Source organism: Nakamurella sp. PAMC28650 (assembly GCF_014303395.1).
Classification (GTDB): domain Bacteria; phylum Actinomycetota; class Actinomycetes; order Mycobacteriales; family Nakamurellaceae; genus Nakamurella.
In genome coordinates, this window is the sequence record NZ_CP060298.1 from 3,290,102 (window position 1) to 3,304,720 (window position 14,619).

At 70.1% G+C, this 14,619-nt stretch carries 8 protein-coding genes; 4 read left to right on the plus strand and 4 right to left on the minus strand.

All coding sequences use genetic code 11. From position 1 onward, the window contains the following. Positions 1 to 9: 9 nt before the first annotated feature. The 3 genes from H7F38_RS14905 to H7F38_RS14915 form a co-directional block, all read right to left on the minus strand. Positions 10 to 1,416 carry a pyridoxal-dependent decarboxylase gene (locus H7F38_RS14905; protein WP_187090598.1) on the minus strand — a complete coding sequence of 469 codons (1,407 nt, stop codon included), beginning with the start codon at positions 1,414 to 1,416 and terminating at the stop codon, positions 10 to 12. Then, positions 1,416 to 3,146, minus strand: a complete 1,731-nt coding sequence (locus H7F38_RS14910; RefSeq protein WP_187090599.1) for a BTAD domain-containing putative transcriptional regulator — start codon at positions 3,144 to 3,146, stop codon at positions 1,416 to 1,418. Before H7F38_RS14910 ends, H7F38_RS14905 begins: the two co-directional genes overlap by 1 nt. A 105-nt stretch (positions 3,147 to 3,251) precedes the next feature. Next, on the minus strand, positions 3,252 to 3,491 hold the full coding sequence (locus H7F38_RS14915; RefSeq protein ID WP_187090600.1) for a 4-oxalocrotonate tautomerase family protein: 240 nt from the start codon (positions 3,489 to 3,491) through the stop codon (positions 3,252 to 3,254). A 185-nt stretch (positions 3,492 to 3,676) separates the two neighbouring features. Between H7F38_RS14915 and H7F38_RS14920 the strand changes: the two genes are divergently transcribed. From H7F38_RS14920 to H7F38_RS14935, 4 genes are all read left to right on the plus strand, one after another. Then, the gene (locus H7F38_RS14920) at positions 3,677 to 7,060 is read left to right on the plus strand and encodes a DUF2126 domain-containing protein (protein WP_187090601.1); all 3,384 of its coding nucleotides are present in this window, start codon (positions 3,677 to 3,679) and stop codon (positions 7,058 to 7,060) included. A gap of 135 nt (positions 7,061 to 7,195) precedes the next feature. Further along, positions 7,196 to 9,826 (plus strand): circularly permuted type 2 ATP-grasp protein, encoded by a 2,631-nt coding sequence (locus H7F38_RS14925; protein ID WP_187090602.1) that lies wholly within the window; start codon positions 7,196 to 7,198, stop codon positions 9,824 to 9,826. Further along, positions 9,823 to 10,695 carry a transglutaminase family protein gene (locus tag H7F38_RS14930; RefSeq protein ID WP_187090603.1) on the plus strand — a complete coding sequence of 291 codons (873 nt, stop codon included), beginning with the start codon at positions 9,823 to 9,825 and terminating at the stop codon, positions 10,693 to 10,695. The genes H7F38_RS14925 and H7F38_RS14930 overlap by 4 nt, the downstream gene beginning before the upstream one ends. A gap of 192 nt (positions 10,696 to 10,887) precedes the next feature. After that, positions 10,888 to 11,889, plus strand: a complete 1,002-nt coding sequence (locus H7F38_RS14935; RefSeq protein WP_187090604.1) for a putative zinc-binding metallopeptidase — start codon at positions 10,888 to 10,890, stop codon at positions 11,887 to 11,889. A 539-nt stretch (positions 11,890 to 12,428) separates the two neighbouring features. Here H7F38_RS14935 and H7F38_RS14940 read toward each other — a convergent pair. After that, positions 12,429 to 14,588, minus strand: a complete 2,160-nt coding sequence (locus H7F38_RS14940) for a DUF222 domain-containing protein (protein ID WP_187090605.1) — start codon at positions 14,586 to 14,588, stop codon at positions 12,429 to 12,431. Positions 14,589 to 14,619: the final 31 nt, after the last annotated feature.

Consider the following 14,619-nt stretch of genomic DNA (forward strand, 5'->3'; position numbering starts at 1 on the left):
TTGCTCCGGTCACCGGTTCTCCGGACGGTGCTCTTCGCACGCTGCCCTGCGGACGGCCTCGACGGAGCGGAGGATGTCCTGGTCGTCGGTCACCCAGTTGCTCACCGAGATGCGGAGCACCACCCGGCCCCGCCATCGGGATCCGGACATCCACACGGTCCCTTCCGCGAGCAGCCTCGCGGTCACCGCCGCGGTGCGGAGGTCGTCTCCGAACGCGACGCAGACCTGCGTGTAGACCACCTCGTTGAGGACCTCGGCCCCCTCGATGCCCCCGATACCGTCGGCGAGCGCCCGCGCCCCGGTGCAGAGCCGATCCACCAGAGCACCGACGCCGGTACGGCCCAGCGACCGGAGCACGGCCCAGACCGGGACGCCCCGTGCCCGACGGGACAGTTCGGGCACCCGCTCGAACGGGTTCCCCGGGCCGTCGGCGTCCGTGGGCAGATAACTGGCCTGCACGCCGAAGGCCGCCCGCATGGCCCGTGGGTCGCGCACCACGGCCACGCCGCAGTCGTAGGGGACGTTGAGGGTCTTGTGGGCATCGGTGGCCCACGAGTCCGCTCCGTCCAGACCCTCGGCCAGGTCACGCCTTCGGGGTGATGCTGCGGCCCACAGCCCGAAGGCTCCGTCCACGTGGACCCAGGCGCCGTGTCGGTGGGCGGCCGGCACCGCCTCGGCGAAGGGGTCGAAGGCTCCGGAATGCAGGTTGCCCGCCTGCAGGCACACGATGGCGGGCTCGCCGTCCGGTATCCGGTCCAGCGCCGCGGTCAGCGCGGTGATCAGGATCCGCCCCTGGTCGTCGGCTGCCACCGGGGTCGGGCGGCCCAGACCCAGGTAACGAAGGGCGGCGTCGATGGTGTCGTGGCGTTCCGCGCCGACCAGCACGTGAATCCTCGGGGCGCCGGACAGTCCCTGCGTTCCGACGTCCCACCCGATGCGGTCGAGAACGGAGAAGCGCGCTGCGGCGAGCCCGGTGAAATTCGCCATCGTCGCGCCGGTGACGAACCCGACGTCGGCGCCGCCGGGAAGCCCGAGCAGGTCCAGCAGCCACTGCGCGGCGCACTCCTCGATGGCCGACGTCGCGGGCGTGGGGGCGCGCATTCCGGCGTTCTGGTCCCAGGCGCTCACCAGCCAGTCCGCGGCCAGCCCGGCCGGCAGTGTTCCACCCATCACCCAGCCGAAGAAGCGTCCGGAGCCGATCGCCATCAGGCCGGGCTCTGCGCCGATGGCCAGGGCATCGATGACGTCGGCCGGGTCGCAGCCCTCCTCCGGGAGGGGCCCGCCGAAGGTGCGACCCAACTCGTCGATCCCCAGTCGGGGCCCTACCTGACGGCTGTCGAGCCGGGTCAGCCAGTCCCTGGCGTGATGCCAGGCGCGTTCGAGTGCCCGCGTGTAGTCAGCACCGTGGTCGGTCATCATCGTCCTTCATCTGTCGGTGGTCCCTCGGTCACTCGGGCGAGATGTCTGTGCAGCGCCGGATTGTCGATCCCGCGTGCGATTTCGACGGCGGCCGGGAGGCCGGTGCGATCGCCGACCCCGGCGCGGTACACGGAGGCCCAGGCCTGGAATTCGGGGAGGTCGTACCGCACCGCCTCGGTGTGCAGGCGCTCGGCCAGCGCCCCGACCAGCGTCGGTTCTGCCTGCACCGCGAGCTCCATCTGCGCCAGGCCCACGTAGGCCGAGACCCACACGTAGCGGTCGGACACCCGGTCGCTGCGCCGCCGCGCGTCCACGATCCACTGCCAGGCCGAGGGGGCGTCGCCGCCCTGGTGCGCCGTCAGGCTGAGCACTCTGGCCGCCATGCCCTCCCAGCACGGATCGCCCAGTTCGCACCCGAGGGCGAACGCGTGCTCGGCCTGGGTCCTGGCCTGCTGCCATCGACCCTGTCGGGCAAGACATTCGGCGCGCAGGGACTGCGGCCAGGGCAGGAACGCGTTCCAGCGGAGCTGCTGGGACCGGTCGATGCTGGCCTCGGCAGCGGCGACGGCCTCGGCGGTCCGCCCGGAGAGCATGAGCGACCGGGCCAGGACGCCGAGCGACCAGACGCCCTGCCGGGGCCGATCGTTCTGATCGGCGATCCGGACCGAGCGGGTCAGCAGGTCGACGGCTGCCCCGTGGCGTCCCTGGTCCGCCTCGTTCATGCCGCGCAGCGCCAGGGTGCCGGCACCTGGTCCGGTGTCGTGGTCGCCCGGGACCTCCCGCAGGGCTTCGTCGAGAGCCAGACCGGCCGACGCATGCCGGCCGGCCTGGATGTCGACGAAGGCGAGTTCCCCCAGGACGTCGACGGCCAGCGCCGATCGGCCGGCCGCGCGTGCGGCACGCAAGGCCCGGTGCAGGACGACGGCGCCCTCGCCGTCGAATCCCCGCACCGAGTGGACCAGGGCCGATCCCAGGGCGTGGAGGACCTCGGCCAGCAGCCCGGGGTCCCGGGCGCGCTCGGCGTCCGCGGCTGCGCGGCGCAGCGTCTCGACGCCACCGTCCGCGGCGCCCGCGTCCAGCGCCGCCTGCCCGGCCTGCAGCAGGGCGGCGGCGACCACCCCGGACCTGACCCCGACAGGGGGTGGCAGGCCCGGATCCTGCGCTGCCGCACGCAGGGACGGCGACACGATCAGGCCCTCGCGGGCGAACATCCCCTCGCAGGCCGCCAGATGCGATGCGGCCACACCGCTCCGGCCGTCGGCCACCAGCGCCCGCAGCAGGAGTTCCTGCGCCGGTTCGTCGAATGGTTCGAGCCGGACGGCCGCCTCCGCCGCCGTCACCGCCGCTGATGCCCGGCCCGCGGCGAGGAGCCGCAGGACGGTGGTCCGCAGCTGCTGCCTGCCGGTGGCCGCGCAGTGCACCCTGGCCAGCAGCAGCCAGGTGTCGAAGGCGGGGGAGTCCCGCAGGTCGACGCCCTCGAGCAGGTCGCCGCCGACCTCGGAGGCGTCCAACTCGCCCGCGTCCAGCTGCCACACATCGACCTCCAGGGGCCCGCGCGGCAGCGAAACGGGATCACCCCGCAGGAGCTCGGCGCGGCCCAGCGCGCGCCGCAGATCGGCCAGCGCCCACCGCAGAGCGGCGGCCGGATCGTCGGCCTCGGTGAAGAGCTCGGCCATCAGCTCGCTCCGGCGCAGCGGCCGATCGGCCAGCGCGATCCTGGCGAACACCGCCTAAGATTTCCGTCCTCGGGCGGGCGGGCGCGGCGCCTCGTCGGTGAACTCCGGACGAGGTCGTCCCAGCAGCCGCACCCGCACCGTCATGGAGCGGGCCGCTCAGCCGTTCGCCGGCGCCAGGTCGGCCCGTCCCTGCAGGCCCCGGATGTCGGCGGTGCCCAGTCCCTGGCCACCGATGCCCCAATCACCACTGCGGACCTCCTCCACGACGACCCAGGTGATGCCGCGAAGGTTCTCGCCCTCGACCGCCACCATGGCGTCGGTGATACCGGCGATCATTTCCTGCTTCTGGCCGGATGTGAAGACACCCTCGATGACCTTGACGTTGACAAATGGCACGGTGTGCTCCCTGCGTCGTGGTGAACTGCTGACGGAGAGCACCATCGCCGCCGACCGTGTGAGGATGCGTGTGAGGCGGCAGCGCCTGTTCCACAACGGAAACACGCGGTCCATAGAGTTCTCCGAGGTGGCGGGTCGTCGACGCTGCACCGCACGGTACTGAGCGCTTCATCGAGAGGAAACACGTGGGCATCAAGGTCGCGCTGGAGCACCGGACCACCTACAAGTTCGATCGGCTGGTCACCATCAACCCGCACGTCGTACGGCTGCGTCCGGCGCCGCACTCGCGGACCAAGATCGAGTCGTACTCCTTCAAGGTGACGCCGCAGGACCACTTCCTGAACTGGCAGCAGGATCCGTTCGGCAACTTCCTGGCCCGGCTGGTCTTCCCGGAGCGGGCCACCGAGATGTCCATCACCGTCGGGATCGTGGCTGATCTGCAGGTGTTCAACCCCTTCGACTTCTTCATCGAGGACTACGCACAGCACTACGGATTCCTCTACCCGCCCGAGCTGGCCGCCGATCTGGAGCCCTATCTGCACCAGGTGGACGAGGGTGCGCCCGGCAGCGGCCCAGGTGCGGTGGTCACCGACTGGGTCAAGCAGCTGGTGATCGCTCCGAACACCCCGATGATCGACTTCCTGGTGCAGGTCAACGCCGCCGTTCGCGGCGACGTCGGCTACTCCGTCCGGATGGAGCCCGGCGTGCAGACGCCGGATCACACGCTGACCACCGCGATCGGTTCGTGCCGGGACTCCGCCTGGCTGCTGGTCTCGGTACTGCGGCAGCTCGGACTGGCCGCCCGGTTCGTCTCCGGCTACCTGGTGCAGCTGTCCTCGGACATCCCGTCCCTGGACGGCCCGTCCGGTCCGGTCACCGACTTCACCGACCTGCACGCCTGGTGCGAGGTCTACGTCCCCGGGGCCGGGTGGATCGGACTGGATGCGACCTCCGGACTGTTCGCCGGTGAGGGCCACATCCCGCTCTCGGCCACACCCCATCCGGCCAGCGCAGCCGCGATCACCGGCACGACCGGTATCACCCAGACCACCCTGGAGTACTCCAACACCGTCATCCGGGTGCACGAGGACCCGCGCGTGACGCTGCCGTACTCGCCGCAGCAGTGGGCGGCGATCCAACAGCTGGGGACCGCGGTCGACCGGCGGCTCGTCGACGGGGACGTCAGGTTGACGATGGGCGGCGAGCCCACCTTCGTCTCGATCGACGACTTCGTGGCACCGGAGTGGACCATCGCCGCAGACGGACCGGCCAAGCGTGAGCGGGCCGGCGTGCTGGCCAACCGGTTGGCCGACATCTATGCGCGCGGCGGCCTGGTCCAGCGCAGCCAGGGCAAGTGGTATCCGGGAGAGCCGTTGCCCCGCTGGGCGATCTCGCTGCTCTGGCGGACCGACGGTGTGCCCCTGTGGCGCCAGCCCGCACTGCTCGCCGACCCGTGGGCGCTGCCGGGCGGGGCCAGGGCGGTCGACCCATTGGCTCCCAGGGTGAAGTGGGCGCCGCCGAAGGCCGGGCAGGTGTCCATCGCCCAGAAGTTCGCCACCGCCGTGGCCGCGAGCTTCGGGCTGCCGGACACCCAGGTCCGCCCGGCCTACGAGGATGCCGTCGCACGGCTCGCCCAGCAGGTCCGGCTGCCCGAGGGCGAGCCCCCTGCCGACCTGGACCCCGGGTCCGATGCGCCGTATGCCCGCGCCGACCTGGTCGCTGCGCTGGAGCAGACGGTGAACGAGCCGACGGCGTTCGTCCTGCCCCTGGTGCGCCTCACGCTGCCCGAGGCGAAGGAGGCGAAGGAGGCGGGTGAGGTCTGGGGGAGTCCGAACTGGAGTCTGCGCCGGGCCCGGATCGTGCTGCTGTCCGGGGACTCGCCGGCCGGTCTGCGGCTGCCGCTTGACTCCATCTCCTGGGTGCCGCCGCAACCACAGGTCGAGCCGGATCCGTTGCACGCCAAGGCTCCGCTGGATCCCGAGCCGACCCGCGCGGTCGTCCTGGACGACCCGGGGGGGCTGCCGACGACCGCTCTGGTGGTCGAACAGCGCGGCGATCACCTGTACGTCTTCCTACCGCCGCTGGAGGAACTGGACCCGTTCGTCGAGCTGATCGGCCGGATCGAGGACGCGGCCAGAACCCTGCGGACGGCCGTCGTCATCGAGGGCTACGGCCCGCCTTCCGACCCACGCCTGACCAGCATGTCGGTGACGCCCGACCCGGGTGTGATCGAGGTGAACGTCCAGCCGACGTCGTCCTGGGCGCAGCAGGTGGAGCTGTCCACCACGCTGTACGAGCAGGCCAGGCAGACCCGCCTCGGCACCGAGACGTTCGCCGTCGACGGCCTGCACGGCGGCACCGGGGGCGGCAACCACATCACCCTCGGGGGGCTGACCCCGGCCGAGTCGCCGATGCTGCGCAAACCGGACCTGCTGGTCTCCCTGCTCACCTACTGGCAGCGTCATCCGAGCCTGTCGTATCTCTTCTCGGGCCGATTCATCGGCCCGACCTCGCAGGCGCCGCGGGTCGACGAGGGTCGTCCCGAGGCCGTCTACGAACTGGAGATCGCCTTCGCAGAAATACAGCGACTGACCGAGAAGGACGGCAGCGCACCGCCGTGGGTGGTCGACCGGGCGCTGCGTCACCTGCTGACCGACCTGACCGGCAACACCCACCGCGCCGAGTTCTGCATCGACAAGCTCTACTCGCCGGACTCGGCCCGCGGCCGGCTCGGGCTTTTGGAACTGCGCGGGTTCGAGATGCCTCCGCACGCCCAGATGGGTCTGGTGCAGGCCCTCCTGGTCCGCTCGCTGGTGGCCAGGTTCTGGGAATCCCCCTTGCGGGCCAGGCTGATCCGGCACGGTGAGAACCTGCACGGGCGGCACCTGTTGCCGCACTTCGTGATCGCCGACATCGCCTCGGTGGCCGCGGATCTGCGGGACCACGGCATCGAGTTCGCGACCAGCTGGCTGGATCCGTTCTGCGAGTTCCGGTTTCCCCGGATCGGGACGGTCAGCGTCAGCGGGGTCGGGATGGAGTTCCGGTCGGCCATCGAACCCTGGAACGTGCTCGGCGAGGAGGCGACCGCCGGTGGAATGGCCCGGTACGTCGATTCCTCGGTCGAACGGATGCAGGTGCTCGTCGACGGCGCGGACAACGGTCGACATGTACTGACGTGCAACGGCTATCCGGTACCGCTGATGAACACCGAGACGCCGGGTCGTCAGGTCGCCGGCATCCGCTACCGGGCGTGGCAGCCGCCCAGCGCCCTGCACCCGAGCATCGAGCCGCACTCCCCGCTGGTGTTCGACCTGATCGACACCGACACCGGTGTGTCGCTGGGTGGCGCGACCTACCACGTGGTCCATCCCGGTGGCCGGTCCTACGATGCCCCGCCGGTCAACGCGCTCGAGGCCGAGTCCCGCCGGACCAACCGGTTCGAGGCGTCCGGCCACACCAGCGGCCGGGTCGACGTCGCGGAGATCCGTGAGCGGATCGCCCGGCTTGCCGTCGACGCCGCACCGACCGGCATCCTCGATCTCCGTCGTGCCACGGCCGTCTGCAGATGAGCCCCAAGCCCGGCGTGCGGCCGCGATCAGGTGTTCTTGACCCGTTCGGGGTAGCGCCGGGGTCCGTTCCCGGGCGATCGTGCGTCACAATCGAGAGCGTGAACTGGACGGGCGCGTGAAGTGGACGGGGCGCCGATGACGACCGGTCTGGCGCGCGGTGCCGAGTCGCTGGTGGAGAGCTACCTCGGTCGGTACGGGATGTTCCCGCCGGCCGACTCGGCGGCGCACCGCCGCTACGACGAGATGACCGGCACCACCGGAAACATGCTGCCCGGCTGGGCGGAGATCGCCGGAGCACTGGACTCCATCGGAGCGACCGGCCTGAGCGGCCTGACCGGTCTGGTCGACCGACTGCTCGAGGACGACGGCGTCACCTACACGCCGGTCAACGCGGGCTGGCAGGCATCTGCGGAGCCGGCGGCCGGGGCGGTGCGGGCGCAGCGGTGGCAGCTGGACCCGGTGCCGCTGCTGGTCGATGCCGGCGACTGGGGTCGGCTGGAGGCCGGACTCCTGCAGCGTTCGCAGCTGATGGACGCCCTGCTGACCGACATCTATTCCGCGCGCAGCGTTCTGACCGGTGGGCTGCTCCCCCCCGAACTGATCTTCGAGCACGAGGACTACCTGCGTCAGGCGCACGGCATCACGATCCCCGGGTCGCACCAGTTGTTCTTCCATGCGGTCGACGTGTGCCGTGGTCCCGACGGCGCCTTCCAGGCGTTGGGCGACCGGACGCAGGCGCCGTCGGGGGCGGGCTACGCGATGGCCGACCGGCGGGTGGTGTCGCGGGTGCTGCCGGAGTTGTTCCGCCGCAGCGCACCTCGTGGTCTCGGCAACTTCTTCCACAGCATCCTCGGGTCGCTGCAGGCGGTTGCGCCGACCGGTGCGGAAAATCCGAGAATCGTCGTGCTCAGTCCCGGCACGCACTCCGAGACCGCCTTCGACCAGGCCTTCCTGGCCTCCATGCTGGGTCTCCCACTGGTCGAGAGCGCCGACCTGACGGTGCGCGGCGGCCGGCTGCTGATGCGCGCGCTCGGTCGCTACGAGCCGGTCGACGTCGTACTGCGCCGGGTCGACGCGGCGTGGTCGGATCCGCTGGAACTGCGTTCGGAATCCCAGCTCGGGGTGGTCGGCCTCACCGAGGCGTGCCGCCGCGGAACGGTGACCGTGGTCAACAGCCTCGGGAGCGGCGTCCTGGAGAACCCGGGACTGCTGCCCTACCTGCCGGTCCTGTCAAGAGAGTTGCTGGGTGAGGAGCTGAGACTGCAGTCGGTGCCGACCTTCTGGTGCGGTTCGGACATCGGCCGCTCCCACGTGCTGGCCCATTTCGACGAGATGGTGCTGCGGCCGACCGGGCCAGGACCCTCGGTCACGCCGGCCCTGATGAGTTCGGCGGACCGGGAGAAGTGGCGTCGGCGCATCCTGGCCCGTCCCACCCGGTGGGTCGGGCAGCAGCAGGCCGCCTTCTCCGAGGCGCCGGCGATCGGCGTCGACGGGCTGGCGGCCCAACGGGTCGGGATGCGTGTGTTCACCGTCGCGCAGCAGTCGGGGTACCTGGCGATGCCCGGCGGCCTCGGGCGGCTGATCAGCGACGCGGCGGTGCCCGGTTCGATCACGGTGCGATCGGGCCACTCCGCGGCTCCCTCGGTGGCCAAGGACATCTGGGTCCGATCCGTGCGGGCCGACCCGAGTGCGTCGACCGAATTGGTCAGCGTGCTGGATTCCGGACCGTTGGTCGAGCCGGTGGAGATGGCGGCCGCGGCGTCCCCCCGCGTGCTGGAGGACCTGTTCTGGCTGGGTCGTTATGCCGAGCGCACCGAGGACCTGACCCGCCTGCTGATCATCGCGCGCGGCCTGGCCGACACGTTCCGGTTCCGGCCGTACGACGTCGGAGCCGGCTCGGTGCCGGTGTTGCTCTCCGCCGTCGCCGCCGTCTCGGCTGCCTACCCTGCGCTGCCGCCGTGGGTGGATCCGGCCGACCGGATGCGTCAGCTGGTCCTCGATGCCTCGACACCCGGGACCGTCGCACAGTCCCTGGCGGGTTTGCAGGAGACGGCCCGTGCGGTGCGCGACCAGCTCTCGGGCGACACCTGGATGGTGCTGGCGGGTGTCGACCGGGCGATCGCCGAACTGGCGGCCGCAACCGACGACACCGGCGCCGTGCTGCAGTCCACGCACGCCGCGATCCTGTGCGGCATGCTGGCGCTGTCGGGTCTGGCCAGCGAGAACATGGTGCGCGACCCGGGCTGGCGTCTGATGGATCTCGGCCGGAGGCTCGAGCGGGGACAACAACTCGCGGCCCTCCTCCGGGCCACCCTGGCGACGGCTCATCCCGCCGACGTGGAGACGATCGTCATTGAGTCCGTACTGGCCGTCGCCGAGTCAGGGCTGACCTACCGACGCCGTTACCGCGGCCACACCCAGGTGGGCACCGTGCTGGAGCTGCTGCTGCTGGACGCCGGCAACCCCCGGTCGCTGGCCTACCAGGTCAACGCCATCGCGGAGGATCTGCGGATGCTCCCTGATGCATCCGGTACCAGCCGGCCGGAGCGGTTGACCGAGGAGCTCGCGATCACCCTGCGTCGGGCCCGGCCGGCGCGGATGGACGACATCGACGCCGGTGGCGACCGTCCGGAGTTGGCCGCCTTCCTCGGTGACGTCCATGACGCACTGCGTCATCTGGCCGATGCCGTTGCCACGTCGCACTTCTGGCGGTCGCGGCCGATGTTGCCGCTGGGTCAGCACGTGCGGGGGGGTGCGACGCTGTGACGGCCGAGCAGCGGAGGTACCGGATCGAGCACCGCACCGCGTACCGGTATTCCGACAGTGTCTCGGCGTCCTACGGTCGCGGCTACCTCCGGCCACGCGAGCTGCCCTGGCAGGACTGCCAGGAGTACACGCTGCTGATCGAGCCGGCGCCCTCGGACGCCGCCGAGTCCACCGATGTCTACGGCAACGTCGACAGCTACTTCCACGTGACCAGCAGCCACACCGAACTGGTGGTGACCGGCGTGTCGATCGTGCAGGTGCGGCGCCCGGAGTTCGACCGTGCCGCGGCCGACCGTCCGTGGGAGGGCGCCCGCACCACCGAGGGTGATGCCGAGGGCGTCGAGTTCCTGCTCGCATCGCCGTACGTCCAGATCACCGACGGCGTACGTGAATACGCCTCGGTGAGCTTCCGGCCGGGCCGCCCGGCGCTGGAGACCCTGTTGGAACTGACCGGGCGCATCCACGCGGACTTCAAGTACACCTCGGGCGCCACCACGATCGGCACGCCGATCGACGAGATCCTGGTCGAACGCGAGGGTGTCTGCCAGGATTTCGCGCACCTCGCCGTGGCGTGCGCCCGATCGCAGGGTGTGCCGGCCAGGTACGTCTCGGGCTACCTGGCGACCACCCCACCACCGGGCCGGGCGCGGATGGTCGGCGTGGACGCGAGTCACGCCTGGGCTGCGGTCCGGCTGCCGGGCGGGCACTGGCTGGCCATCGATCCGACCAACGATCAACTCGCCGACGAGCGCTACACGACGGTGGCCTGGGGTCGCGACTACGGCGATGTCCCGCCGTTGCGTGGGGTGATCTTCACCGATGCCGAGACGAGCACGATGAAGGTGGCCGTCGACGTCGCACCGCTCTGAGCGGCCTATGTGTTTTCTGGCTCGTGGGCGACGGTCTCTGTTTGGGCCTCTGCCGGCCGGGTATCACCTCTGTGGCGTCGTCGACGACGCGATCGGGCCGATAGGGTTCGTCCGGGCCTGTGCTTCGCCGTGGCCCGCACCGAACAGTGGGCGCACGATCAGCGGCGCCGGAGACGAAATGGACTTTTTACGATGCGTGACTTCCTGTGCCCGAACTGCGGGCAGCGGCTGGCCTTCGAGAATTCGGTCTGTCTGAGCTGTGGCAGCAACCTGGGATTCGACCTGGTCGCCCGCGATTTCGTGCAGGTCGGACTCGACGGCCTGACCGGCGAGCAGCTGCCGAGGGTGATGTGCGCCAACCTCAACATCGCCTCTTGCAACTGGCTGGTGTCGACCGGGAGCCCGGTGGGGTTGTGCTCGGCGTGCTCGCTCACCAGGACCAGGCCTTCCGATCAGGATCTGGTCGCTCTCCCCGAGTTCGCCGCGGCCGAGGCCGCCAAGCGCCGTCTGGTGATGGAGCTGACCGAGCTGGGTCTGCCGATCACCGGTCGGGATGTCGACCCGGAATCCGGTCTGTGCTTCGATCTGCTGTCAAGTCAGCACGCGCCGGTGATCACCGGGCACGACGACGGGGTGATCACCCTCGACCTGGCCGAGAGCGATGACGTGCACCGGGAGCAGCTCCGCGTCTCGATGGCCGAGCCCTACCGGACCCTGCTCGGACACTTCCGGCACGAGACCGGCCACTACTACTTCTCGGTGCTGGCCGAGAATTCTCCGGCCAGGGGCGAGTTCCAGGTGCTGTTCGGCGATCCCGACCTGGATTACCAGCAGGCTCTGGACCGTCACTACTCGCAAGGTGCACCGATCGGCTGGGAGGAGACCTACGTGTCGTCCTACGCCACCATGCACCCGGCCGAAGACTGGGCCGAAACCTTCGCCCACTACCTCCACATCCGCGACACCATCGACACGGCAGCAGCTTTCGGGATCGCGCCGGCCGGTGCCACGCTCGATCGCCCGATGGCGGGCGATGCCGGTTTCGATCGGATGATCGAGATCTGGCTGCCGCTGTCCTGGTCCCTGAACATGCTCAACCGGTCCATGGGGCACCCGGACCTGTACCCGTTCGTCCTGGCACCGGCCGTCCTGGAAAAGATGCGGCTCGTCCACAAACTCGTTGCCGCTGCCTAGTTCTGATCGCTGCTGAGCAGCTTGCTCGGTGTGCTGGCCGGTTCACTCGGCTGGTCGGACGGCGAGCTGCTTCTGGCGGTGTCCGCCCTGATTGCCTTCACCTCGGGGATCATTATCTGGGTCGATGACGCCGGCGCGGCCACCCTCTGGGTCGATGACGCCGGCGCGTACAACGGGTGGGCGCCGCTCGCCGGCCCGGGCCGGTCGACTCGTTGCGATCGGCCCGCGTCCACTCCGACCACGTCGGTCCTATGCAGCGGGGTGGCTCTGGCTGTTGCACCCCAGCGGCGGTACCGGGGTGATCATTTGCTCTGGTCCAGGAATGGTCGTTCAGAAGATGACGGCAAACACTGTCTGGGTCGTCAGTGCCTGTGGTGTCGGTGCCGGTGCCGGTGCCGGTGCCTGCGCCGGTGCTGTCGTTGTCGATCTCGGTTTTGGTGTCCTTGTTTGGGTCGAAGGGCAGGGTTGACGGGCGCTTGCCCCGCCAGGCCAGTGCCTCACGGACAGGGATATGACAAGCCTTCGCTGCACCAGTTCATTCAGAAGGGTGGTTCGTCGCTGCTCGGCTGCACCGCGGGAGGGCGGCACGTAGCATCATCCGGCTCTACCTCCATCTGCGGCAACGCTTTCCTGCGTCGTCGGGATCGTTCGAGTAGGGCGGCGATCTGGAAGGTTTCGGTGAGGTCGGCTTTTTCGCGGGTGGCGGCGTCGAAGTCGGCCGGGTCGAATTGGTGGCCGTCGGTGTCGAACTGTTTGCCGGCGATGAAGTCCCGTTTGCGTTGCTCGACGGGGTCCAGCGCGGTGCGCAGGGTGGCCAGCCTGCGCAGGGAATGTTCCCGGGACTGTCGGCGCAGGATCCGGTAGGTGGTGATCTCGACGCTGCCGGGGTGCGGGATGGTGGCGGGGTCCTCCAGTTCGGTGTTCGGCTCGATCCAGTCGGCGCCGGCCGGGACGACCGGGATCGTCGGTCCGAAGACGGTCGGGCCGATGATCACCCTCGTCTCGTCCGGTTCGGTGTCCGCCGGGCCTGCTACCCGGTCCGGGGCAGTCTTCTCTCCTGAAGACTGGACACCCGGCTCAGCCAACGCCGATGGTGGTGGTCGGAGCCACTCGCCGGGCAGGGTGAACTCCCGCGGATGGGAGATGGCGTGGTGGCCGGTGTTGGTGGTCCACCGGATCGACAGGTCCGGTTGCAGCTGCGGCGTCCAATCCGTGTGGTGCTTCAACAGATGATGCCACGTGCACAACGAAATACTGTTGCACAACAACGTCTTCCCACCTCGGGTGGGATCCTGGTGGTCGAACGGGTCCAGGTGGTCGATGTCGCACTTCCACGCCGGCATCGCACACCCGGCCATCCGGCACGTCCCGGACAACACCACCACCTGATCGCACAGTTGCTGCCCGGGCCGATAGGTCAACGCCCCGACCGCAGTGGCCGTCCCGGTCACCGGATCCACCCCGACGGCGGTCAACGTCCCCCACGACACGGCGATCTGGCGCAGCAGCTGCGCGGTGATCACCCCATGCCCATCCAGCTGCCCGGGCAGATCATCCCACCCGATCACCGTGGACCACGCCCCCGTCACATTCAGGTGCGGCCGGCGGCCGTGCCGTGACAACGCCCGCGCCCACCGCCCCGCCCGATCAGCGAGATCCACCCCGCCGGAGACAGACCCGACCGGGCGACCCGCGGGAGCTGCGTCGTGGGGAGCAGCGTCGTGGGGAGCAGCGTCGTCCGGGTCGGTCCGTTCACCCATGTCGGGCTCAGCCGTGCCAGCCGGAGCAGCAGGCCCGGCAGGCCCGGCAGGCCCGGTGTGCGCAGTGTCGGTGGCGGTGGCGTGTTCGGCGCGGGCGATCAGGCCGTGCAGATCCACGAACCCGAACGTCAACAACTCCTGGGCGATGTCGGCGACCGCATCAGCGCGACGCTGATCCACGCTCCGGGCATCAAGTCCCTTGTTCGCATCGGCGATCAGATCGATCAACGTGAACACCATCACCGCCGCCTCCGCCGGCACCAGGGCGTTGATGATCCCCATCCCGTCCCGGTCCGGCCGGTGCGTCACACCCCGGTCGGCCACCGCTTTGACCCGCCGGTGCTCCGCCGCCGCCGGGTCGGCCAGGATCACCTCCCGGTCCACGATCGTCTCCAACCGCGCCTTGGACCGGCCCTTCACACACCGCAAAATCCGCCGCTCCACCTGGCGGCACACCTGCGGCGACAGCACCGCGGTCCGGTCCACGATCATCCGGACCCGCCCCACATCCACCCGCCCCGCCCACAACGCATCCAACGTCCGGGGCAGCGCCGTTTCCAGCCGCATCGACTGCCCGATCCGGATCTTCGCCGTCACCGGCGACCAGTCCAACACCGCCGCCACCTCCGTGGCGGCCACCCCGATGCTGCGGTCGCAGGTCAACTCCGCCACCACTACCGGATCCACCAGCCCGTCCGGTCCGCGGCCCTGCCCGGCCTTGTCCACCAGAGCGGCCACCAACGCGGTGACATCCCCGCAGCGGTGCGGGCGCCCCAACTCCGCCAACAACCGGGTCTGCAACGCATTCACATACGCCAACAACCGTTCAGCGGTGATCACCGCATCGACCAGATCAGAAGGGGACAACGCAGCCGGATCAACAGCAGCCAACACCGCCAACGACCCGACCCCGGGCAGGCCGGCTGCAGCGACCGCCACCGCAGAACCACCGCCCGCAGCCCCCAGACTG

Excerpts from the sequence above, each read along its gene's own strand:
- H7F38_RS14925 (WP_187090602.1), top strand. The coding sequence starts at position 7,196 with ATGACGACCGGTCTGGCGCGCGGTGCCGAGTCGCTGGTGGAGAGCTAC.
- H7F38_RS14905 (WP_187090598.1), bottom strand. The coding sequence starts at position 1,416 with ATGACCGACCACGGTGCTGACTACACGCGGGCACTCGAACGCGCCTGG.
- H7F38_RS14935 (WP_187090604.1), top strand. The coding sequence starts at position 10,888 with ATGCGTGACTTCCTGTGCCCGAACTGCGGGCAGCGGCTGGCCTTCGAG.